Raw genomic sequence first — 23,698 nt, forward strand, 5'->3', positions numbered from 1 at the left:
ACTCTGTATTAACTCGATATTTCATTGTATTTGTTAGCAGAAACAAACTGCTGACAAATTTGGGCAACTTTACTTGTTGCATCTACATCTGCTGCCGCCAAAGCAGCTTTTGCCATAGTGCTTAAGGTTTGTTTATCTTGAAACAAACCTAATAATACGCTTGCTAAACCTTTGCTCGTCAATTCACTTTGCTTTATCAAGGTAGCACCACCTCGCGAAACCAAATATTGAGCATTTTTCGTTTGGTGATCATCTACTGCATGCGGTAATGGGATAAAAACAGCTGGTTTTCCCGCCATTGCCAACTCAGATACAGTTAGTGCGCCGGCACGACATATCACCACATCAGCCCATTGATAAGCACTAGCAATATCTTTGATAAATTCCGTCACCTTTACTGTTTCGGCTGAGTAATGATGCTGCTTATAAGCTGCCACTACTTGCGCTTGTTTATCTTTTCCTGTTTGATGCCAAATATTAAAAGAGGTTTTAGTTTGCTGATCTGTTAATGCAGCAAAACTCTCCGGCACCACTTGGTTTAATATTTGAGCTCCTAAACTGCCACCAACCACTAAAATATTTTGGCATGTTTTTTCAGTGGGGCTATCGTCAATTTCATCTGTTTTTGCTGAGGCAATACTCCCCCTTAGCGGGTTACCGACAACTTCAACAGCCATTTTTCTTCCTGAAGCTTTTGGAAAGGCGTCAGGAAAAGCACTGCATACTTTACTGGCGATTTTACTCAACAAACGATTAGTTAAACCTGCCGCAGCATTTTGCTCATGAACCACTAAAGGCTTCTTCATTAACCAAGCTGCCAAGCCACCCGGCGCACTAGCATATCCACCCATGCCCAGCACAACATCAGGTTTGATTGCTTTTATAACTTGTATGCCTTGCCATAGTGAATTCATTAATTTAAAGGGTAATGTTAACCATGACATTAAGCCTTTATTACGCAAACCACTGATGTTGATAAATGAAATTTCATAACCATGCTCAGGAACAATATTCGCTTCCATACGATCCGGCGTACCTAACCAATGAATCTGCCAACCCTGCGCTTTTAGCATATCGGCAACGGCAAGACCTGGGAAAATATGACCGCCAGTTCCCCCTGCCATCACAAGTAGTTTTGGTGCTTGAGCTATGGTCATGACTTATCTCCTCTAGTATTAGAAGAGGTTGCCTGAATACTTTGCATACGCAACTCATGATCAATACGAATCAGTACCACAACGGCAATGGTCATGATAATCATTGAGCTACCACCATAACTAATCAATGGCATAGTCAAGCCCTTCGTCGGCACAATTCCTGCACTCGCGCCAACATTTACTGCCGCTTGAAAGCACATCCAAATACCAATAGCGTAAGCAAAAAAACCTTCAAAAAACTTTTCTTTGGCTAGCGCTTTTCTACCTAAAATAAGCGCTTTATACACGAGCACCATACTCAACACTAAAATGACTGCAACACCAATAAAACCAAATTCTTCTGCCAAAACCGCCATAACAAAGTCAGTATGCGCTTCTGGTAAGTATTCTAACTTTTGAATACTATTTCCTAGCCCTTGACCAAAGATTTCTCCTCGACCATAAGCCATTAATGATTGTGTTAACTGATAACCACTGCCAAACGGATCTTGCCATGGATCTAAAAAACTCGTGATTCGGCGCCAGCGATACGGCTCAAATATAGCTAATAAAGAAAGCAGCAAAACACCAACAGAAGCCAAACTGATAAATTGCCATAACTTTGCACCGGCTAAAAATAGCAAGCCAAAGGTAGTGACAAACATCACTATGATGGTTCCTAAGTCAGGTTGTCTCAGTAACAAACCAGCTAGTAGTGCAAACACAACCAAGGGTTTTGCAAAACCTTTCCAGTCTTCCATCACCTGATCACGTCTACGCACTAAGTAAGCAGCTAAATAACAGAAGAAGAATAATTTGGCTGGCTCTGCTGCTTGCACCGTAATAGGGCCTAAAACAATCCAACGGGTTGAGCCATTAACTGAACGGCCAATTAGTAATACAGTTACTAATAGCAAAATACCGAAAATAAGCAGATAACTACTATTTTTTTGCCACCATGACATTGGCACTTGTAATGCAACACCTGCAATTCCCATACTTAAAACAATATATATGGCATGGCGAATAACAAAGTGGAACGGGTTATTAAATAAGCGCTCTGCTACTGGCATGGACGAGCTAGCCACCATAATAAGTCCGATCATATACATGCTTAATGCGATAACCACAAAGCTTCGATCAAAAATAGCATTACTGTGATTAACCTGCTTTTTCTGAGCATTAAAGACACTGGCTAAATGGCCACTCATAGTCATCATAAGTGACTTAATAAAGCTAATAGGCGCTTTCATTTGGTTAGTTGAGGCTGTCATGACTAACCTCACTTACTTTTTGTATCGCAACTTTTTGTACCGCAGCAACAAATTGCTCACCACGTTCAACAAAGTTTTTAAACATGTCGATGCTAGCGCAAGCTGGCGATAGTAAAACAATATCACCCGAATTTGCTATTCTCTGTGCTCCCTCGACAGCTGCGTTCAAATCGCTAACTTGTGATGACTGCGTCACCTTACGGGCTAATTGGTTAATCGTGCCACCATCTTTTCCCAGAGTGAACACCTGACTGACATGTTGAGATAAAGGTGTAATTAATGGCGAAAAATCTGCACCTTTGCCATCTCCACCCGCAATCAATAATAAACGTTGGCTATCAGTTAGTGTTTGAGCTAAACCATTAATTGCGGCTAAGGTAGCGCCTACATTCGTCGCTTTTGAATCATTTATCCAAGTGATACCATCATTGCTATCAATACGTTGGCAACGATGTGCTAAACCAGTAAAGCCTGCTAGATTTTCCACCATGTCCTGTAACGGCCAACCAGCACTATAGGCTAAGGCTAATGCAGCTAGGTAATTCAACGCATTGTGCATACCAGCTAAAGGTAATTTGTTAACGGCAATTAAGTTTTGTTCACCAAAGGCTAGATAGGCAGTTTTTTCCTGATTTTTTTCACTTACTAAACGAACACCAAAGTGTCCTTGTGTAGGCTCATCACTGCCAAAAGAAGTGGTAGTGATTGCATTATTCATGTTATTGATTACAGATGTAGCTTCATCATCACGATTGCTAATTGCTACAAGGCCTTGCGGATAAATACCTTGTTTGATTGCTTGATAATTTGCCATGGTTAGATGACGATCTAAATGGTCATCGCTAACATTTAATACCGTTGTGGCCATCGCTTGCATGCTTTTCAACGTTTCTAATTGAAAGCTTGATAATTCAAGTATTAATAACTCAGGTAATTGCTCAGTACTAGATTGCGTTAAAATATCTAAAACAGGCTCACCGATATTGCCGCCTAACTTGGCATTAATGCCAAGCTTTTTAGCGAGATAATACAGTAAAGACACAACGGTAGATTTACCGTTAGAGCCTGTCACAGCTATCATCTCAATTGGGTTGTCACTTTGGTTATTCAGTTGGCAAAATAACTCAACATCTCCAATCACTTGGCAATCAGAACTCACAAAATTTGCAATATCAGCAGTCGCGGCATCAATACCTGGGCTAATTAAAATAATGTCAGCGCTGGCAATCAACTCAGCATCCCACTTTCCTAATGATAATTTTGCTTGTGAAAATTCATCAATGAATGCTTGTTCACTGTAGTTGCCAGCAAAAGGGGTTTTACGTGAATCGTTAATAGCAAAACACAAACCTTGTGATGCTAAAAAGCGCGCACAGGACATGCCTGTAAGCCCAGCGCCTAGCACAAGTATTTGTTTATGTTTAAATGCCGATAACAATGTCATTTTTTCTCTTTACTACCCTTTTATGCACAAATGCGCTTATCTTAATTTCAGTGTCGCTAAACCAATCAAGACTAAAATTAATGAAATAATCCAGAAACGAACAATCACTCTTGGCTCTGGCCAACCTTTTAACTCATAGTGATGGTGTATGGGTGCCATTCGGAAGATGCGTTGGCCGCGCATTTTGTATGAGCCAACTTGCAAAATAACCGAGACGGTTTCTATCACAAAAACGCCCCCCATAATAAACAGAACTAATTCTTGTCTTACTAATACGGCTATCACACCAAGCGCAGCGCCTAAAGCTAATGAACCTACATCACCCATAAATACTTGCGCAGGATAAGTGTTAAACCATAAAAAGCCTAAGCCACCACCAACAATAGCAGTACAAACAATCACTAACTCACTGGTCATACTGATATAAGGAATATTCAAATAACTTGAAAAGTTGACATTACCGGTAACGTAAGCAAAAAGAGCAAAAGCGCCAGCAACCATAATAGTTGGCACAATGGCTAAACCGTCTAAACCATCAGTTAAATTAACTGCGTTACTGGTTCCAACGATCACAAAGTAAGTCATGACAATATAAAACACGCCTAATTGCGGCATCACATCTTTAATAAACGGTATCAGCAAAAAGGTTTGATCAGGGTGTGAAATTTGATACAAAAAGATCGCGGTCGCTAGGCCTGCAACGGTTTGCCAAAAATACTTCCACTTGGCAATTAGCCCGTTTGAGTCTTTACGAATAACTTTACGGTAGTCATCAACAAAACCGATTAAGCCAAAACTCACCACAACAAATAACACTACCCAAACGTAGGTATTACCTAAATCGCCCCACAATAAAACACTAAAAACAATGGAGGCTAAAATAAGTAGCCCGCCCATTGTTGGCGTACCTGATTTTGATAAATGACTTTCTGGGCCATCATCACGTACGGTTTGACCGATTTGCATTTTTTGCAAATAACGAATCAACTTGGGGCCAAAATATAGTGAAATAAATAACGCCGTTAACGTACTAACAATGGCGCGAAACGTTAAGTAAGAAAATACGTTAAACGCCGTATAGTATTGGGTTAAATATTCCGCTAACCAATGTAACATTATGAGTTGTCCTGCTTATTAGAGTTGTTAAGTTGGCTTGATTTTTCTTCTTCAAAGTTTTTGTGCCAACGAATAATATCTTCAACGACATACTCCATATGCGCGCTACGTGAACCTTTTACCAAAATTTGGCAGCTGTTATTTTCTATTTGAGTTTGACTTAATTGCGCATCTAATAAGGTGTAAAGCTTGGCAGAAAGAGCTGTCTTATCGCTGAAGTGTTCACTAATAGCGGTATTATTTCGCGCAAAACCATCACTGGTGTTTTGACTTAATACACCTAAGGTAAAGAGCACATCAATACCTTTTTCTTTCGCATACTCACCCACTTCTTGGTGATAGCTTCTAGCATCACTGCCTAATTCCGCCATATCACCTAACACTAAAAAACGTTGGCCTGCATAATTTGCTAATAAAGCAATAGCCGCTTTAATCGACTCAACATTGGCATTATAGGTATCATCAATTAAGCGTAAATTTCCACCTAATTGATGTATATTTAAACGTCCTTTTACCGGTGCCATTTCAGCTAAACCAAGGCGAATATCAGCTAAACTTGCACCACATTCAATCGCAGCAGAAGCTGCTGCAACAGCATTACAGACATTGTGCTGACCCGGAACAGGTAACTTAATGTCACATGCTCCAATCGGGGTTTGTAGATTGAAACTGGCACAGCCATTTCCGTCTAATCTCACATTGCTACTATGTACATCAGCATTACTGCCCTTTAAACATGAAAAGGTACCAACTTTTTTGTCGGTTAAACGCCACTGCCATTTGCTCGTGTATTGGGTATCTTTATTGTACAAAGCAATACCACCATCACCTAAGCCTGAAAAGATTTCTCCTTTAGCACGGGCAACACCACATAAATCACCAAAACCTTCTAAATGTGCGGCGGCAATATTGTTAATCATGGCAACATCTGGTTTTACTAATTCCGTGGTATACGCAATTTCACCAATATGGTTAGCGCCCATTTCAATCACGGCAAAATCATCATCATGAGATAAACGCAATAATGTCAGTGGCACACCAATATCGTTATTAAAGTTACCGTCTGTTGCTAATACCTTTCCTAAGCGAGATAAAATAGCGGCGAGCATTTCTTTTACGGTTGTTTTACCACTACTACCGGTAATGCCAACCGTTTTTGGTGCAACCTGAGCTTTAACATACGCACCGATTTTTCCTAGTGCGATACGCGTATCATCAACAACTATTTGAGCAACTTTACTGGTATCAACATCGGAAACTTGATGATCAACAATCAGTACTTGGCACCCCTCAGCAATGACTTGCTCAGCAAAACGGTGACCATCAAAGTTGGGCCCCTTTAACGCTAAAAATGCCGTCGTTGCTTCATTGCCTGAAGTTGTATTAGCACTAAGCGCACGAGAATCAGTGACAATATTATTCACTGATAATGTTGTTAAACATTGATCACAAACTAACTGACCCTTTGCCGCTGAGGCTAAGCTTGTTAAATCAAGTTCTATCATGCTTGTTCACCTAGTTGCGTAATCGACTGTTGCGCTCTCATATCAGTAAAAAATTTCTTCACAACTTCTCGCTCGTTATAAGCAATTTTTTCTTGGCCGATGATGAGATAATCTTCATGACCTTTTCCTGCAAGCAATACCACATCATTTTTTTGAGCTTTCGCTAACGTTGTTAGCACTGCTTGTTGTCTGTTTTCTATCACAGTTGCATTTTCGGCGGCTTTATTCGACAGACCTGCAACAATGTCTTCAATAATACTCATCGGCGCTTCAGTGCGAGGATTATCACTGGTAACTACCAAATAATCTGCATGTGCTTCTGCCGCTTGAGCCATTAAAGGTCGCTTACCTTTGTCTCTGTCGCCACCACAACCAAAAACCACATAAAGTTTGCCCTGACAATGTTGACGACAAGCGATTAGTGCTTTTTCTAATGCATCGGGCGTATGGGCATAATCGACAACAGCTGTTGCTTTGGTGCTATTTATCGCTGACTCAGAGAAGCTTTCCATGCGTCCGGAAACCGCTTTTAGCTGCTTAATTTTCTCGGCAATCACAGTTAATGAGAATTGCTCAATCAATAAAACACTTATCACCGCGAGTAAGTTATCAATATTGAAATCACCCAGTAATGAGCTTTCGATGTCAACATTGCCTAAGTGAGTTTCAAGAGTAAATTCCACGCCCTGACTGTGGTGACGTACTTGTTGGCAGGTTACAAATTTGTGGTGTTGGCAAATATGTTTACCTCTGCCATAAAGCCAAAGATTTTCAGGGTTAGGCCAATTTTTTAACCATGCTTGTGCTTGGCTGTCATCACCATTTAAAACGGCAATTTGTTGTTCTGAATGCGTGAATAGTTGCCTTTTTGCTTTGGCATAATCAGCCATAGAGCCATGATAATCTAGATGATCTCGACTTAAATTGGTGAAGACCGCAATATCAAACACATCACCATTAATACGCTTTTGTTCAAGTGCGTGAGAAGAAACTTCCATGACAAGATGAGTTGCACCTTGTTCATTAAAATCATAAAAAAACTGCATTAAATCAGTCGCACTGGGTGTTGTGTTTGCAAGCTCTGTCAAACAAAGCTCATTTTGATTAGCAATAATACCTGCACCGTTAGTGCCGATAATGGCACAAGGTTGCTGACACTGAGTTAACACCTGACCTAGCAACTGGCTAGTACTCGTTTTACCATTAGTTCCTGTAATGCCTATCATGGTCATTTTAGTTTGTGGTGCTTGATAAAAATCACTAGTAAGCTCAAAAAGCTTATTATTTAGTTGATAAAAGCTAACTACAGCCACCTGATTCTTTGCAGAATCAACAACACTAATTTTGCCATGTTGATCTTGCTGTTCACACTCACTTATAACTAAACTTGCACCTTGCTCAATAGCCGTTTCGATATATTGACGACCGTCTTGCGCTTGGCCAATAATGGCGCAAAATATATCTCCGTTCTCAATTAAACGGCTGTCATTAGTTAACTTTCCATAAGGCTCGATAAAGCTAAGCTCTGTTGGCAAACTTATATCAAACTTACTTAATACTTGTATTAATGAGGCGACAAGAGGCTTAGACATTATTCGCCTCCTTGATTATCGCTTTAGGCTTCATTAGGTTTTGTGTATCTTTACCTTGCACTAACCTTTCGCCATCATCAGGGGCAACATTAAGCACGCGTAAAGCGCCTTTCATCACCCGTGAAAATACGGGCGCAGCTACTTCACCACCATGATACAGGTCGCCACCGGGATCATTTATCACCACAACCACAACCACTTTCGGATCTGAAATTGGCGCAACGCCAGCGAAAAGCCCTACATAATCATTACCATAACCACCTGCAACAGCTTTAAAAGAAGTACCCGTTTTACCGCCAACACGATAACCATCAACTTTAGCTTTTTGAACTTGATCTTCAACAACCGCTTCTAACATATGTGTGATAGCTTGAGAGTTTTCTTCAGAGAATACGCGCTCACCTTCAGGTGACTTATCTCTTTTGACAATAGTTAATTCTCTTTTAATACCGCCATTTGCTAACGTGGCATAAAATCTAGCTAATTGCATAGGTGTAATTGCTAAGCCATAACCCCATGAAAGTGTCGCCAATTCAAACTTTGACCAACGCTGTCTGTCATGCATCATACCTGAGCTTTCGCCAATTAAATCTGTGCCAGTACTATCAGCAAACCCAGCATCAAAGAATTTATCAAGTAAGAATGTTTTTGGAACTGACAAAGCAAGTTTTGTAGTACCCATGTTTGAAGAAGTCACTAAGATATCTTCTATCGATAATTTTCCGCGATTAATCGGATCGTTCACACGTCTGCCACCCAAACGCATCCAGCCGGGGTTCGTATCAATAACAGTATTGGTTTGAGCCGAGCCAAATTCTAACGCCGTTAACGCGGTTAAGGGTTTCATGGTAGAACCGGGTTCATAAATATCGGTAATTGCACGATTTCTAAAACGATGAATAGCAGTGTTACTGCGATTATTCGGGTTATATGATGGGCTATTGGTCATCGCCAAAATTTCACCGGTATGAATATCAGCCACTACCACTGAGCCAGAGGTTGCTTTAAATGCTTGAACCGCACCTTTTAATTCTTTATAAGCAATGGCTTGAATACGTTGATCAATAGTCAGTGTCACATCTTGAGCTGCTTGAGCAACTTCTTCAGATAAGATTTCAATTTTTCGACCTTTCGCATCTTTTCTAAAACGCTTCGCACCGCCTTTGCCGGTAAGCAGTTGATCATAAACCCGTTCAACACCTTCAATGCCTTTATCATCAACATTGGTAAAACCCACTACATGCGCACTGATTTCACCCGTTGGATAAAAGCGTTTAGACTCTTTACGAAGGTGTATACCCGGAATTTTTAATTCACGAATATAGTTAGCCATCGCAGGGGATATTTTACGTTCAAGGTAGGTAAAACGTTTTCTAGGATTACGTACTACACGCGTTGTTAATTTATTAACATCTTGTCCTAATACATCTGCTAAGGCTTTCCAATGTTCCGTCATAGCAAGAGCATTGTTATCCATGATTACTTTCGGATCAGCCCAAACCGTTTCAACCGGTACGCTAATGGCAAGTTCGTCACCATTTCTATCAACAATAGAACCACGTTGTACGGTTTTAGCCGCCGTTCTTAATGAGCGCATATCCCCTTGTTTTTTCAACATGTCAGGTTCAATAATTTGAATATAAGCACTGCGTGCTAAAAGCCCAGCATAAATCAAGGCAACAATAACCAGCACTACATAGTAACGCCATGCGGTTGTTGTTTGTTGACTACTGCGGTTGCTTGCTTTTTTGCTCACGCTTTTACTCACTTACGACTCATTGTATTTTTGTTTTTCTACTTAACAGTCTTTTTTGATGCTACTTCAAGGTAATAATTATTTCTGAACTAGCGTCTGGCCTTTTCATATTCAGTAATTTTTTTGCTTTACTCTCTATCGCGCTATGTTCTGCCAAAGAGTTCTGTTCTAACAACAGGTTTCGCCATTCAATATCTAACTCATCTCGCTCAGTTAATAACAACTCCAACTCACTGGTAGTTTGTCTATTCAAATGCGTGTAATAAATTACTGAAAACGCAGAAACAACAACCATTACAAGTAATACATAACTGACAAAATAGCGTAAAATGTCATGCCATATATCAACGGCTAACACCTTTTTACGTGATGGTACTGTTTGCCTTGGCATCACTAATCAGCACGTTTTTCTAATCGCTGCGCAATACGTAACACTGAGCTACGTGAGCGTATATTTTCTGCTACTTCAGTTTTACTAGGTTTTAATTTTTTACCTATTAACTGTAATTTCTTACCTTTATTTAACTCTGCTTCACTCACTGGCAAACCACGAGGCACTTTTTTTCCTTGTGAATGCTTTTTCATAAATTGTTTTACTAGGCGATCTTCAAGCGAATGAAAACTAATCACAACTAACCGGCCACCTTCATTTAATACTTCTAGTGATGCGGCTAATGCTTTCTCTATTTGCTCTAATTCACTGTTGATGTACATGCGAATCGCTTGAAAACTGCGCGTAGCAGGATGTTTTTTGATTTCGCGCTGTGGCGCAGTTGTTTTAATTAGTTTCGCAAGCTGACTAGTACGAGTGAAAGGCGTTTCCTCACGTGCATCAACAATCGCATTGGCAATGCGCCATGCATGTTTTTCTTCACCGAAGGTTCTTAAAACCCAGGTAATGTCTTCTACATCTGCAACGGCAATCCACTCAGCTGCGGTTTGTCCACGCGTGGTGTCCATACGCATATCTAATGGGCCATCATTCATAAAGCTAAAACCACGTTCAGCTTCGTCCAACTGAGGTGAAGATACGCCTAAATCCAGTAGAATACCGTCAACTTTGCCGGTTAATTCGTGGTTTTGAGCAATATCAGCTAAATGCGCAAAACCTTGATGTTCAATATGAAAACGTGGGTCATTACTAAATTTTTCCGCCGCGGCTATAGCAGTAGGATCACGATCAATCGCTATTAATCGCCCTTTGGCTGATAAGTTAGATAGAATTAGACTCGAGTGACCGCCGCGACCAAAAGTACAGTCGATATAAATGCCGTCGGGGTTGATATTTAAACCAGCCACTGCCTCATTTAATAAAACAGAGATGTGTGTTTTATCTAATTCCATATTGTTATTTTAATACTCTTAATTTTCAGTACTTTATTTATATTTATAGAGATAAATCTAATAATCGATCTGTCAATTCAATTTCGCCTGATTGAATCTTATTAATGCCTTGCTGCATTTGAGCTTTCCATGCCGATTCGCTCCAAATTTCAAATTTTTTCAGTTGGCCTACCAACATGATGGATTTTTCTAAATTGGCATGTTCTCTTAACGGACCGTTTATCAGTAAACGACCATTTTTATCCATGTCACATTCTGTTGCGTTACCCAACAATACTTGCTGTAACAAACGTTCTTGAGGGTTCATGCTAGATAAATTACATAGTTTAAGTTCTATTTCTTCCCACTCAGGCAAGGGATACAACAATAGACACGCATGTTGAATATCAACTGTGCAAATCATTTTCCCTTGGCAATCAGCAAACAGCTCTTCACGATACCGGGTTGGTATTGTGATTCTATTTTTGCTGTCAAGCGTGATTGCGCTAGCGCCTCTAAACATGTCGTTAAATCAACCCTAATTGGTTTACAAAATTATCATTATTTAAATTAAGTAATGTGCAATGATCCACAATTACCCACTTTTTACCACATTGATACAGTTTAGTGACTAATGCAAACTTATGTCAAGCAAATAATCGGTAAAAAGATCGATATATACACTGGTCAAAACACCAGTAAAATTAAGGGCTACATAAGTTTTTTAAGGAAGTTAATGAAATTGTGGACTTTTGTGGATCATACACCCCAAAAGAGGTGAAAATATGGCAAAAAAATTATCAAAAAAAATGTTATTGAAAGTATTTAGGGGAGTAAAGTGGTTAATCAAAGCCACAACACTATAAGTAGATTTCTATTTTAACTTAAATCAACCAGCTTAATGGTAACATCAATATAAACTATTTTTAGCACTATGTTTAGCGCAACTAAATGATGATGCTAATTACTAACGGATATTGTTTATTAAGCTGAAAACCGTTAATAGCTAAGAATAAAAAGCAAAGCTAATAGAGTATTTATTAGCTCAAAAATAAGCCACACAACACTTGTGTGGCTTATAAAGTTAAACTAAAAGAGCTCATCATCTATATCAAACAAACAATCACAACCTGAATTAGCACTGGCTATTAATGAAATCCGACGCGGTAATAAACGGGTAAAATAATAGCGTGCGGTGTGTAATTTAGCTTGATAAAAATCAGTGCCACTTTCACCGTTATTAGCCAAACCTGAATAAGATACTTGCGCCATTCTCGACCAAACATAGGCCATTGCGGTATAACCAAATACATGTAAATAATCATTAGCTGATGCGCCAAGCTCATTGATATTTGTTTGTGATTTACTTAATAAATCATCTGTTAAATCGGTTAAATCCTTAAGCGCCTCTTTTAATGGCGTAATGAATTCAGCCATATTGTTATCGGACTTATTCTCGCTGATGTAAGTGTTTACTTCTTCGTAAAACACTTTAAATAACTGCCCTTTAGATCCTGCTATTTTTCGCATTAATAAATCCATGGCTTGAATACCATTCGTTCCTTCGTAGATTTGAGTGATTCTGGCATCTCTTACTAATTGCTCTTGTCCCCATTCACGAATAAAACCATGTCCCCCAAAAACTTGCTGACCTGCGACAGTACTTTCAAAACCTAAATCGGTAAAAAATGCTTTGGCAACAGGTGTCATTAATGCTGCTAGTGCTTCACCTTTCGCTTGGAGTTCCCCTTCTGCGTAGGTAGCATAATCTAGCTGCATAGCAATGTAGGACGACAAGGCTCTAGAGCCTTCATTCAACGCCTTCATATTTAATAACATACGGCGAACATCGCCATGTACCATAATAGAATCTGCTACTTGATCAGGTGATTTTGCCCCTGTTAATGCTCTGCCTTGCATTCTATCTTTGGCATATTCAAGTGCATTTTGGTATGAGCGTACTGCAGCGCCTAGCCCTTGAATACCGACACCAATACGTTCAAAATTCATCATAGTGAACATACAAGCTAGGCCTTTATTTAGCTCTCCAATTAAATAACCTTTCGCGCCATCGAAGTTCATGACACAAGTCGCTGATGCATGAATACCCATTTTATGTTCAATAGAGCCACAACTCACTTGGTTTCGCTCACCAATACTTTCATCTTCATTGACGTGAAACTTAGGCACTAAGAATAGTGAAATTCCTCGTGGTCCTGCAGGCGCATCAGGAAGCTTTGCCAGCACTAAATGAATGATATTTTCTGTGAGATCATGCTCGCCACCAGTAATAAAAATTTTATTACCGGTAATGCTATAACTACCATCATCTTGTGGTATTGCTTTGGTACGAATAATGCCGAGATCGGAGCCGGAATGCGCTTCGGTTAAACACATTGAGGCAGACCATTCGCCAGAATACATTCGAGTCAGATAGCGCTGTTTTAATGATTCACTACCATGCTTAGCTAAAGATAACGCAGCTCCCGCGGTTAAAACCGGATATAAAGCAAATGAAATGTCAGCACTACAAAGCATTTCTTCATGCATCGCGGTGAGCATTTTTGGCATACCCATGCCGCCATATTCAACATCACCGCCAAGTGCTGTCCACCCTCCTTCAACATAAGTATTAAAGGCTTCTTTATAACCGGGTGCTGTAGTAACCACTCCGTCATTAAAACTTACCCCTATTTCATCACCTTGGCGTGCAATAGGGTCGAGCTCTTGTTCTGCGATTTTGGCACATTCTTGCAAAATAGCTTGTGCAGTATCTTTATCAACTTGCTCAGCAAGAGAAGGTAATTGTTGCCACATTTCATCGGCTTTAAATACTTCATGAAGTAAAAAACTCATATCTTTTAATGGAACTTTATATTCAGCCACAATAACCCCTTAATAATTTAAAGCTAAGTGATAGCACTTAGCTGCAAACAGTCACGAACAAATAATTCGAACAAACAATTAAAACACTTGTTTGAATATACCTTAAAAGCAGAAAAAGTAAAGCACGTGAAAATTAAAAAAGTGCAAAACTTGCCGTTCAGTCATAGATTGCGTTAGTGTTATATAAACATTCGCTAATAACTGTTTAAAAATCAGCTATATTAGTTCTAACTAGGTAAAGTATAGAAAATTTGCGAGTATCTGCTGTGAAAAGAATAATGGTTGTATTTTTAACTTGTTTATTTTGTATTGCTTCAGTGCACGCTAAACAAGTCAGCTTTTCAAAGCAAGCTCAAGAAACAGAGCATACATTTAATTACCAGTGGCTCGATTATAAAAACAGACCCCAACATATAAGTTTCACTTTATCTAAGGCTGCACTTTTTGAACGCTTTAGAATGTTGAAAAGTTATAAAAGTGAATTTGCACAAAAATCAATTTTACGGTCAATCAAGAAACAATTAGTGAAACACCCCTTGGATGGAGCACAAGCTTTTATTAAACAGCGCCAAGGAAACATGATAATAGAAGTAAAAGGGCTAGATGATGAAAAAGTCTCGAAAGCCTATCAAGCCGTAAAAGTATTAGAGCGGCAAGAAACAGCGAAATACTTCAAGAAAAACTATTACCAAACATTTACGGATCATGATAATCAAACGGGTGTAAAAGTTAACCATGTTGATGTTGCCAATCACTCTGTTGCTGACTTTAAATCGCTAAAAGCAATCATTCTTAAAAAGTTTTCTATTCAAAATATTAGGGAAGTAACTAACTTTGTCCTTGGTTTTGTTCAAAGCATTCCTTACTCAACATTAGAGTCACGAATAAGCTCATCGGGTGCGGGGTTTAATCCTCCAGCAAAGTTGTTATGGGAAAACCAAGGGGACTGTGACAGTAAAATGACATTAACAGCCACTTTACTGCGTGCATTGATGCCACGCATTGAAATGGCAATGGTTTATATTGATCAACATGCTTTTATTGGTATTGCTATCCCTGCAAACCCTGATGATATTACTGTTGACTACCAAGGGATACAATACGTGCTAGCAGAGCCTACAGGACCAGCAGTCTATCCACTGGGCAGTGTGGCGCCAGAATCAGAGTTAGCGATTAATCAAGGACGTTATGTCATTGAAGAATACCACTCTGATGGCTCTATCGAATTACCAACCGAATAAACTTATCCTAAAGCTATTAAAGCTAGTAATCCTAATGAGATTCGTCTTCGCTAAGCTCTGTGAGAAAGTCTAAGCTTGGCGCAAAAAATGCGGCGCCGGTTTCTGCCTGAGTATATTTAAGTAAGTGGTCTACATTGCCATGTCCATCTCCATGAATCATGCTTTTCAACATGGTTTCAAAAGGTTTAGGAGAATAACAGTAGGAGACAAAAAATAGACCTTGGCGCTTCATATCACCATAAGGCATGCTCTGTCTGAGAATTTCAATGGAGTTGCCGTCATCATCTTTTAAGCTTGTACGCTTAGTATGTGCTGTTAACGGTTTGTCATCACTTTCGTATTCGATATTATCAAGCTTAGTTCGGCCGTAAACATCTTCTTGTTCTTTACTTTGTAAAGTATTCCATAGTGTTAAGTTATGTTGATAACGCTGGGTATGTAAGTAACTTCCCCCCGAAAAACTCGCATCATCTTCTTCTTTCACTAATGCCACTTCACGTCGGTGCATACCTTGAGGGTTTTCTGTACCGTCAACAAAACCAGTTAGATCTCTGCCATCTAAAAAGCGGAATGCTTGTATGTGCTCTATCAATTCAACACTGTCGGCAAGTAATTGACAGACTTTAGAGCTAACAATGTGATTAACATCAGCGCGATCGCTGCGTATTTCAATATACAAGTCATTACTCGTTGCTGGTGCGATACGATCATCACTGTCCATACTTGGAAATGGTGATAAATATTTGGGACGTGCTTGCGGATAAAACTCATCCCAATAATTAGCACCTATCGCAATAACGGCGGTTAAATTTGCTTCAGAAAATTGGTCAGCATAATCTTCAAATAATGCCGGTAAGCGAGATATCGCTGTACGTATAAATGCATTTTTGTCATCTAAGGCGTTAAATAATAAATAACTGCCGTGTATATTAGGCTCAGCGCAAATACCAAATTGTTCTCTAGCCACTTCAAATTCCTATAAAGTTTGTCTTTTTAATAATGAGATTATACTTATTGTTGATAAAAATCTCTCATTTTTTTTAACACTATCGGTGTAACCAGCTTAATAAACTATAACGTTTTTCTGCCGCAAATGAAGTTACTTGCTGAACCGCATGATTTTGGGGTATCGATAGAATATTCAAGGTGTTAAAAGTTGGAATAAAAGCTTGCTCTATATTGCCATTATCATCAAAGAAGGCTAAATGACCTCCCCAGTTTTTATCCCATCGGTCAGTGAAACTAAACACACATGCTGCTACGCGATCATGCTTAGTGTGAAGATCATCATGCTCAGTTAAGAAGTGCTCTTTTTCATACATCGAAGCATAACTGTCTGCGCTTTTTATTGACAAATCACCAGTTAATTCTCGCATAAAGTCTAAGTAATAATTACTATTTACAAACTTTTCTACTTGGTGCAAAGGGTGTCCAATATCTTCTTTTAACTTAATAGCTTGAGAAATATAATATTGAAAAAAAACATATTGAAATTGATTACTTGCATTAGCAAATATTTGTTTCATAAAATTTTGCTTTTGTTCAGCGCTTAATTTTTCTAATTCGCTTATAGGGCTCTCATAGAAGTTATTGCCATTATTGTACGCTAAGTTCCAATTTTTATTTTCAAGTAGCAAGTTCGATAAATACTTTGCCGTTTCTGGCGTAAAAAAGTTATGAACTTGTAATCTACCTTTCTCTTGATAAATCTTATTAAGCTCTTTGGGTTTCAAGTTTGGGTTAATGGTAATGTTATGCATAACGAGCTCTAATAATTAAACGTTAAAAATTTTTTAATAAAAAGATGATACAAAAATCTAATAAATGAATCGACCACCATCTGCACACCTAGCCTGAATGGTTTACAACATTGTTAAAAATTAAGCAGTATTAACGCTGAATTGAAACTAACTTTATCTCATCCAATAAACAGTGGCTTAAATCAGCAATATGTTCACTTTGTTGCTTTTTAATAGCTGTATCTAGTTCTTGAGCAATTTGCGATAGCTCAGTATAACCAAACATTTGCGCAGCACCTGATAACTTATGAACTACGTTAGCCAGGTTAGCGAAATCAGCTTGTTCACTGTAAGTAAGAATTGCTTCACTGTCATTGATCAGGTTATACCTAAACTTCTCTTTCAAATCGGTAATATCTACATCCGAGAACCCTGCTTGCATTTGCTGCTCTGACTGGCTTATGCTTGGATAATGCTTAGCAATTATGGCAACAAATTTATCCCTTTCAATCGGTTTCTTTAAGTGGCCATCAAAACCAAATGATAAATACTGTCTTATTTCGTGTGCCATAGCATTGGCGGTCAAAGCATAAATAGGTTGCGTACAACCAAACTCTCTGATTTTTCCTAGCGCTTCTATACCATCCATTTCAGGCATTTGAATATCTAATAACGTTAAGCTTGGTTGATGTTGCATACATTGCTCAACAGCTTCTTTGCCATTTCTAGCTTCGATAACCTCTAGCCCTAAACTTGATAATAATCGTGCAATCAGTCGACGATTATCATCATGATCGTCTGCAAGTAAAATTTTGCCTACAAAACTTGTTTCTTGAGTGATTAAAACGTCAGACAGTGCTTCATCTTGCGTACTGTCTGAATTAAAGACATCACCATATGGAAGCTTTAATATAAAGGTACTACCCTGACCTAACTGACTAGATACACTAATGTCTCCAGACATAACATGCGCTAATTGCTGTGAAAGGAACAAACCTAAGCCCGAGCCAGAAAAGCGCCTACTAATACTATTATCTGCTTGCGTAAAGCTATCAAATATCTTCTCCATTTGTTCTTTTGTCATACCAATACCTGTATCGGTTATGGTAAAAAACAGCACTTTATCAACAATAGAAACATCTAGACTGACCCAACCTTCTTTGGTGAATTTTATCGCGTTAGAGCACAAATTAATTAAAATTTGTTTCAGGCGCAAACCATCAATATTAATAATAAATGGTGTGGATAGTTGATGGCTCACCGTAAAAGCTAGGTTTTTTCTACCAGCTTGTTTAGTGAACATATCGGCTAATTCGTGAATCACAACATGCAAATCTTGTTGCCGTAACTCTAATTCAAATTTATCAGCTTCTATTTTACTAATATCTAAAATATCATTAATTAATTGCAATAAATGCAAACTATTACTGTGAATAATTTCCACTTCTTTTGTCAGAGACTCATGATCAAAGTCACCATGTATAATGGCTTCTGCCTGCCCGATCACTGCCGTTAGGGGCGTTCTAATCTCATGACTCATATTGGCCAGAAATTGACTTTTAATTTGATTAGCTTGTTGTAATTCTTGTGTTAAAAACTCTAAGGCTTCTGTACGTTGTTTAACACCAGCTTCTAAGTTTTTTGTTAACTGACTTTCTAAAAAGCGTCGATAAACGAGAAAAATAACAATTAAAATAAAAATTACGACGAAAATAATAAAAGTACGTTGTTGTTCCGCTTTAATAATTTCTAATTGCTGTAACTTTCTGTTTTGCTCTAGGCTGGCAATTTTTTGTGTTAATTGGTCCGATTCAAAGCGAGCCAATTGCTCATTCAAGGTTTCATTTACTTGTTGCAAACGCTTGTTCTGATTAAACAAATGTAGATTCATTGCTTGAACATGTTGCCCTTTCGCTGCGTAAATTAACATTTGGATTTCTGAGCTCTCATTAAGCAGCTTTTGATAATCCATTTTTTCGGCAACCGTATTCGATTGAGAAAGATAATCTAACGCGCCCTCAACTTCGCCTTGGTAAAATAATGTTTTAGCTAAAGTATGATAACTGCCCGCTAACGCTCTTTGATTACTGACCTCTTTACTGACTTTAACCGCTTGATTGGCATAAATTAACGCTTTATCTATTTGCGCTGATTCATAATAAATTTCAGCAATATTATGTAATTGAGACGCGATATCATATTGATGATTATGCTGTTGAAAATAATGTAAGGCAGAAAGGTTATATTGTTTTGCTTGTTCATAATTACCTGCATATTTGTAAGCTACTCCTAAATCTGCAGTTGCCGTAGCTACGCCATAATCATCATTTAAACCTTTACGCTTCTCAATCACCTCTTTAAGCATCGATATAGCCAGATCAGTTCGGCGTATACTAATATACAAGGTCGCTATATTGTACCTAACATCCGTTTTGTCTATCTCGTCACCATAACGTTGATAAAGAGGCTCTGCTTGTTGATAACTTTTTAGTGCTTCAAATGAATTTCCCTGCGAGGTTTGAACTAACGCGATATTGTTTAACAAATTAGCCTGATTAATGGCCGCTTCACCTTGCTCGGCAGTTTCCAACTTGTCAGTCAATCCTTGATAATAATTAAGCGATTGTCGATAAAATACTATCGCGTCTTTATATCGACCTTGATAATAGGCAATAATGCCTTGTAATTTATTTACCTTCGCTTGCAAAGGACGTAAATTCGCCTGCTCAGCAATGGCGCTTGCTTGTTCACTACTGTTGATCGCTTGGGTAAAGTTATTTAACCCTAAGTAGCTTTTACTCTGTAGAAGCAATGCCTCAATTTTTTGTGCGTGGGTTAACGGTTGATTAAGTAATTGGGATAATTGTTCAACTACTTTGGTTTTATCTTGCTGCTGCTCAAGCTTGGAAATTTGTTGTGCAAAATCATCTGACTGAGCCATTAACTCTACAGATAACAATAACAACAATAGCAATAAGTGAGGCATATTCGACCTTAATGACACTTAGATAATGATGAGCCTAAGATAAATAACAATTAACCTTTGCTAAATTTTCAAGGCAAAAGTAAGGTAGTAATTTATACCATCTAATAACACTAAAAAGAACAAATATTCTACAAATACGAAAAGGATATCATGACTAAAATAATACTATTCATTAAGGTCTTCATACTTGGCGTTTTTTCTATTAATACTTGCATCGCCAAGGATTATGTAAATGTTGAGATTAATTCACTTGATGAGCTAATGGCGCTTTTTAGTAAACATCATTACACCAGCAAAGATTGGCAATCAGGAAACAGAGAAGTTCCTCGACTCACTTTTAGCGCGGTAAGTGAACGCTGGAAAAAAACATCAAGCAATATCCCCGTACAACAAAAAAAGCAGGTGTTTTTCCGTTTAATGGCTCCCTTAGTGTTAATGTCTAATGAAAATATTTTAAAAGAACGAGAAATCATTCAGTCTTACGCATTAGATTCACCTGAACTGATAGCCATTGCGATTAAATACAAACAAATAAAACAGGGGGTTTCTGCAATATCTCAAGCTCAAAGAGAAGCCTTATTATCACAAGTTGATATTATGCCGCCTTCTCTTGCTTTGGCTCAAGCCGCTGAAGAAAGTGGATGGGCAACGTCTCGTTTTACTGAAGAAGGTAATGCATTTTTTGGACAATGGGATTTTTCAGGCAATGGCATGATACCTAAACAACAACGCAAAGAACTAGGTAATTATGGATTGGCTAGATTTGACAGCCCACTGGCTTCCGTTGAAGGCTACATGCTAAATATTAACATTACCTCAGCCTATAAAGAATTACGTGCATTACGCGCTAAACTACGTAAAGAAAATAAAGATATCACTGGAATAGAATTAGCAGGAACGTTAGGAAAATACTCTGAACGAGGCCAAGCCTATATCGATGGGTTACGCTCTATGATTCGTTATAATAAATTACAAGATGTAGACAAAGCTTATTTGTCTGATGATATTCTTATTAAGTTAATTACCCCAGAGTAACCTTAACCCTTTTTACACAATAACCGTAAAGTTAACACAACTTCATTAAATTGTTACTGTTTAGTAATTCCTCACTATCATTGTTGAATTAGTCACTTAAGCAATTTATGATGCCGCATCATTTTAAACAGGTGTCATAAATAATGCTAAATAAAACCCTTTGCTCTATTCTACTTTTATTCACTGTTACAAACGTTGCTAACGCCACTATTGTTGAGTTTCAAACCAACCAAGGTAACATTCAAGTTAACTTATTCGATCAAACAACGCCTAAAACCGTCGAGAATTTCCTTAATTATGTGGGTGAAGCACACTATACAGATACCGTTATCCACCGTGTTGTACCTGACTTTATTATCCAAGGCGGTGGGTTTACTTTTGAAGGGGAACTTCCGCTAACCGCTAAAGTAGCAAATACCTCAGTCATTAATGAGCCTGTTTACTCTAATGTTGCTGGCACTATTGCGATGGCAAAACTAGCTAATCAACCTAACAGTGCCACTAACCAATGGTTTTTTAATCTTGTCGATAATTCGAGTAATTTAGATGTTCAAAATGGTGGCTTCACTGTTTTTGGCCAAGTTGTTGAGGGTATGGATGTTTTAGAATCAATAGCAGAGCTAACATTATGTAGCACAAGCCAATTCAGTGATCTACCAATTCTTATGGATGCTGGTCAGCAGTGTAGTGATATTAGCTCACCTAGCATAGAAAACTTTGTTGTGATTGAAGCAATAACCATTATCGATTCATCTGAAGTAACAGATGCAGATTTAAATCCTGCAGAAAATACTTTAATTGACTCAACACCCACTGAACCAGAGCCAGAGCCTGAAACTAAAAGCAGCGGCGGTACCTTTTTCTGGCTTTCAGCTTTAGCTTTATTACTGCTTTCAATACGAAAGCCAATCATTAGCAAATAATAATTTTAAGTAAAAAAAAGCCATAAAAAAAGCTGCCTAAGCAGCTTTTTTTTATGGTGTAACCAAGTTAACTTGGTGTTATTAGTTTAATAACTATTAACCTCTTGTGAACTCAGGGTAAGCTTCCATACCACAGTCAGCTTTATCAACACCTTCATATTCTTCTTCAGCACTAACACGAATACCAATAACTTTCTTCAGCGCATACCATACTACAAAACTAGTACAGAATACCCAAACAAAGATTGTTGCAGCACCGATTAATTGACCACTAAACGTTGAACCAGAGTTTGTAATTGGAACAATTAGTAGACCAAATAAACCAACAACACCATGTACTGAAATAGCACCTACTGGGTCATCAATTTTTACTTTATCTAAAGCTAAGATTGAAAGCACAACGATTACACCCGCAATAGCACCAAAAATAGTTGCTTGAATTGGAGAAGGTGTAGAAGGCTCAGCAGTAATAGCAACAAGACCTGCTAATGCACCATTTAATGTCATGGTTAAATCAGCTTTCTTGAATAAGATTTTAGCGAATACTAATGCGGCAATTGCACCAGCGGCAGCAGCAGCGTTAGTGTTCAAAAATACCATAGCAACTGAGTTTGCGCTGTTGATATCACCAAGCTTCAATACAGAACCACCGTTAAAACCAAACCAACCCATCCATAAAATGAATGTACCTAACGTTGCTAATGGTAAGTTAGCACCAGGAATCGCGTTTACTTTACCGTCTTTAGTATATTTACCTTTACGAGCACCAAGTAATAACACACCAGCTAAAGCGGCAGAAGCACCAGCCATGTGAACAATACCTGAACCAGCAAAATCAGAGAAACCAAGGTCGCCTAGTGTATAAAGGCCGAATACAGAATCACCGTTCCAAGTCCAAGCACCTTCCATAGGGTAGATAAAACCAGTTAATACTACTGTGAAAGCTAAGAAAGCCCAAAGTTTCATACGCTCAGCAACCGCACCTGAAACAATTGACATAGCAGTTGCTACGAATACTACTTGGAAGAAGAAGTCAGAAGCGTTTGCATATACTGCATCACCACCAAAACCAGCTTCAGCAGATTCAGCTAATACTGTAGCAGTTAAGGCATCAGCATCAGCTGCACCATCTAAAGCAATACCATTTAAGAATACGCCGCCACCATACATAATGTCATAACCAATCACTAAGTACATGATACAAGCGATAGCATATAACGCGACATTCTTTGTTAAAATTTCTGTAGTATTCTTAGCACGAACAAGACCTGCTTCTAACATTGAGAAGCCAGCAGCCATCCACATTACTAATGCGCCACAAACAAGAAAATAGAAAGTATCTATTGCATATTGAAGTTGAAAAATATTTTGTTCCATAGTGTCTATCCCTTATAGTGCTTCTGAATCTGATTCGCTAGTACGAATACGTACTGCTTGTTCAAGGTTATAAACAAAAATCTTACCGTCACCAATTTTGCCTGTGTAAGCAGCTTTAGTAATAGTCTCGACTAGACGTTCAACAATATCGTCGTTTACAGCAATTTCTAACTTCACTTTCGGTAAAAAATCTACCTGATACTCTGCACCACGGTATAATTCTGTGTGACCTTTTTGACGGCCAAACCCCTTCACTTCGCTTACGGTGATACCTTCAACACCAATATCTGAAATGGCTTCACGAACATCATCAAGCTTGAATGGTTTAATGATTGCGTTAACTATTTTCATTATGAACCTCTACT

Annotated in this window: 19 protein-coding genes; 3 read left to right on the plus strand and 16 right to left on the minus strand. The window is 38.5% G+C overall.

All coding sequences use genetic code 11. The features are described 5' to 3' along the window. Nucleotides 1-8: 8 nt before the first annotated feature. From murG to AC27GZ_RS12645, 11 genes are all read right to left on the minus strand, one after another. Nucleotides 9-1,157 (minus strand): undecaprenyldiphospho-muramoylpentapeptide beta-N-acetylglucosaminyltransferase, encoded by a 1,149-nt coding sequence (murG, locus tag AC27GZ_RS12595; protein WP_487095535.1) that lies wholly within the window; start codon nucleotides 1,155-1,157, stop codon nucleotides 9-11. Further along, nucleotides 1,154-2,356, minus strand: coding sequence for a cell division protein FtsW (ftsW, locus tag AC27GZ_RS12600; protein WP_487095848.1), 1,203 nt, complete (start codon nucleotides 2,354-2,356; stop codon nucleotides 1,154-1,156). Before ftsW ends, murG begins: the two co-directional genes overlap by 4 nt. A gap of 37 nt (nucleotides 2,357-2,393) precedes the next feature. Continuing rightward, complete coding sequence (gene murD, locus AC27GZ_RS12605) at nucleotides 2,394-3,854, minus strand: UDP-N-acetylmuramoyl-L-alanine--D-glutamate ligase (RefSeq protein ID WP_487095536.1); 1,461 nt, start codon at nucleotides 3,852-3,854, stop codon at nucleotides 2,394-2,396. Between the two features lie 36 nt (nucleotides 3,855-3,890). Then, nucleotides 3,891-4,970: a phospho-N-acetylmuramoyl-pentapeptide-transferase gene (gene mraY / locus AC27GZ_RS12610; protein ID WP_487095538.1), complete on the minus strand. Its 1,080-nt coding sequence runs from the start codon at nucleotides 4,968-4,970 to the stop codon at nucleotides 3,891-3,893. Beyond that, nucleotides 4,970-6,475: a UDP-N-acetylmuramoyl-tripeptide--D-alanyl-D-alanine ligase gene (locus AC27GZ_RS12615; RefSeq protein ID WP_487095540.1), complete on the minus strand. Its 1,506-nt coding sequence runs from the start codon at nucleotides 6,473-6,475 to the stop codon at nucleotides 4,970-4,972. The genes mraY and AC27GZ_RS12615 overlap by 1 nt, the downstream gene beginning before the upstream one ends. Further along, entirely contained in the window at nucleotides 6,472-8,067 is a 1,596-nt protein-coding gene (locus AC27GZ_RS12620; protein ID WP_487095542.1) for a UDP-N-acetylmuramoyl-L-alanyl-D-glutamate--2,6-diaminopimelate ligase, read from the minus strand. Before AC27GZ_RS12620 ends, AC27GZ_RS12615 begins: the two co-directional genes overlap by 4 nt. Then, a complete protein-coding gene (locus AC27GZ_RS12625) occupies nucleotides 8,060-9,823 on the minus strand; it encodes a peptidoglycan D,D-transpeptidase FtsI family protein (RefSeq protein WP_487095543.1) in 1,764 nt (587 codons plus the stop codon). Before AC27GZ_RS12625 ends, AC27GZ_RS12620 begins: the two co-directional genes overlap by 8 nt. Nucleotides 9,824-9,884: 61 nt before the next feature. Beyond that, entirely contained in the window at nucleotides 9,885-10,214 is a 330-nt protein-coding gene (ftsL, locus tag AC27GZ_RS12630; protein WP_487095544.1) for a cell division protein FtsL, read from the minus strand. A gap of 2 nt (nucleotides 10,215-10,216) precedes the next feature. Further along, nucleotides 10,217-11,167, minus strand: coding sequence for a 16S rRNA (cytosine(1402)-N(4))-methyltransferase RsmH (rsmH, locus tag AC27GZ_RS12635; RefSeq protein WP_487095546.1), 951 nt, complete (start codon nucleotides 11,165-11,167; stop codon nucleotides 10,217-10,219). A gap of 43 nt (nucleotides 11,168-11,210) precedes the next feature. Next, entirely contained in the window at nucleotides 11,211-11,669 is a 459-nt protein-coding gene (mraZ, locus tag AC27GZ_RS12640) for a division/cell wall cluster transcriptional repressor MraZ (RefSeq protein WP_487095547.1), read from the minus strand. Between the two features lie 566 nt (nucleotides 11,670-12,235). Further along, nucleotides 12,236-14,032 (minus strand): acyl-CoA dehydrogenase C-terminal domain-containing protein, encoded by a 1,797-nt coding sequence (locus AC27GZ_RS12645; protein WP_487095548.1) that lies wholly within the window; start codon nucleotides 14,030-14,032, stop codon nucleotides 12,236-12,238. A gap of 278 nt (nucleotides 14,033-14,310) precedes the next feature. Here AC27GZ_RS12645 and AC27GZ_RS12650 point away from each other — a divergent pair, with 278 nt between their 5' ends. Then, nucleotides 14,311-15,273, plus strand: a complete 963-nt coding sequence (locus AC27GZ_RS12650; RefSeq protein WP_487095549.1) for a hypothetical protein — start codon at nucleotides 14,311-14,313, stop codon at nucleotides 15,271-15,273. Nucleotides 15,274-15,304: 31 nt separating this feature from the next. Here the strand turns inward: AC27GZ_RS12650 and AC27GZ_RS12655 are convergent, their stop codons facing one another. The 3 genes from AC27GZ_RS12655 to AC27GZ_RS12665 form a co-directional block, all read right to left on the minus strand. Then, nucleotides 15,305-16,240, minus strand: coding sequence for a Dyp-type peroxidase (locus tag AC27GZ_RS12655; RefSeq protein WP_487095550.1), 936 nt, complete (start codon nucleotides 16,238-16,240; stop codon nucleotides 15,305-15,307). Nucleotides 16,241-16,319: 79 nt separating this feature from the next. After that, complete coding sequence (locus tag AC27GZ_RS12660; RefSeq protein WP_487095551.1) at nucleotides 16,320-17,033, minus strand: 2OG-Fe(II) oxygenase; 714 nt, start codon at nucleotides 17,031-17,033, stop codon at nucleotides 16,320-16,322. 130 nt (nucleotides 17,034-17,163) lie between these two features. Continuing rightward, on the minus strand, nucleotides 17,164-19,998 hold the full coding sequence (locus AC27GZ_RS12665; protein WP_487095553.1) for a response regulator: 2,835 nt from the start codon (nucleotides 19,996-19,998) through the stop codon (nucleotides 17,164-17,166). Between the two features lie 150 nt (nucleotides 19,999-20,148). On the opposite strand from AC27GZ_RS12665, the gene AC27GZ_RS12670 reads away from it, so the two are divergent. Both AC27GZ_RS12670 and AC27GZ_RS12675 read left to right on the plus strand, forming a co-directional pair. After that, nucleotides 20,149-21,033, plus strand: a complete 885-nt coding sequence (locus AC27GZ_RS12670; protein ID WP_487095555.1) for a glucosaminidase domain-containing protein — start codon at nucleotides 20,149-20,151, stop codon at nucleotides 21,031-21,033. 143 nt (nucleotides 21,034-21,176) lie between these two features. Continuing rightward, nucleotides 21,177-21,956, plus strand: coding sequence for a peptidylprolyl isomerase (locus AC27GZ_RS12675; protein ID WP_487095556.1), 780 nt, complete (start codon nucleotides 21,177-21,179; stop codon nucleotides 21,954-21,956). A 96-nt stretch (nucleotides 21,957-22,052) separates the two neighbouring features. Here the strand turns inward: AC27GZ_RS12675 and AC27GZ_RS12680 are convergent, their stop codons facing one another. Beyond that, the gene (locus tag AC27GZ_RS12680; protein ID WP_487095558.1) at nucleotides 22,053-23,333 is read right to left on the minus strand and encodes an ammonium transporter; all 1,281 of its coding nucleotides are present in this window, start codon (nucleotides 23,331-23,333) and stop codon (nucleotides 22,053-22,055) included. A 12-nt stretch (nucleotides 23,334-23,345) separates the two neighbouring features. Continuing rightward, on the minus strand, nucleotides 23,346-23,684 hold the full coding sequence (locus AC27GZ_RS12685; protein ID WP_487095560.1) for a P-II family nitrogen regulator: 339 nt from the start codon (nucleotides 23,682-23,684) through the stop codon (nucleotides 23,346-23,348). Between the last annotated feature and the right edge of the window lie 14 nt (nucleotides 23,685-23,698).

This window comes from Colwellia sp. SU-HH00943 (assembly GCF_057546125.1).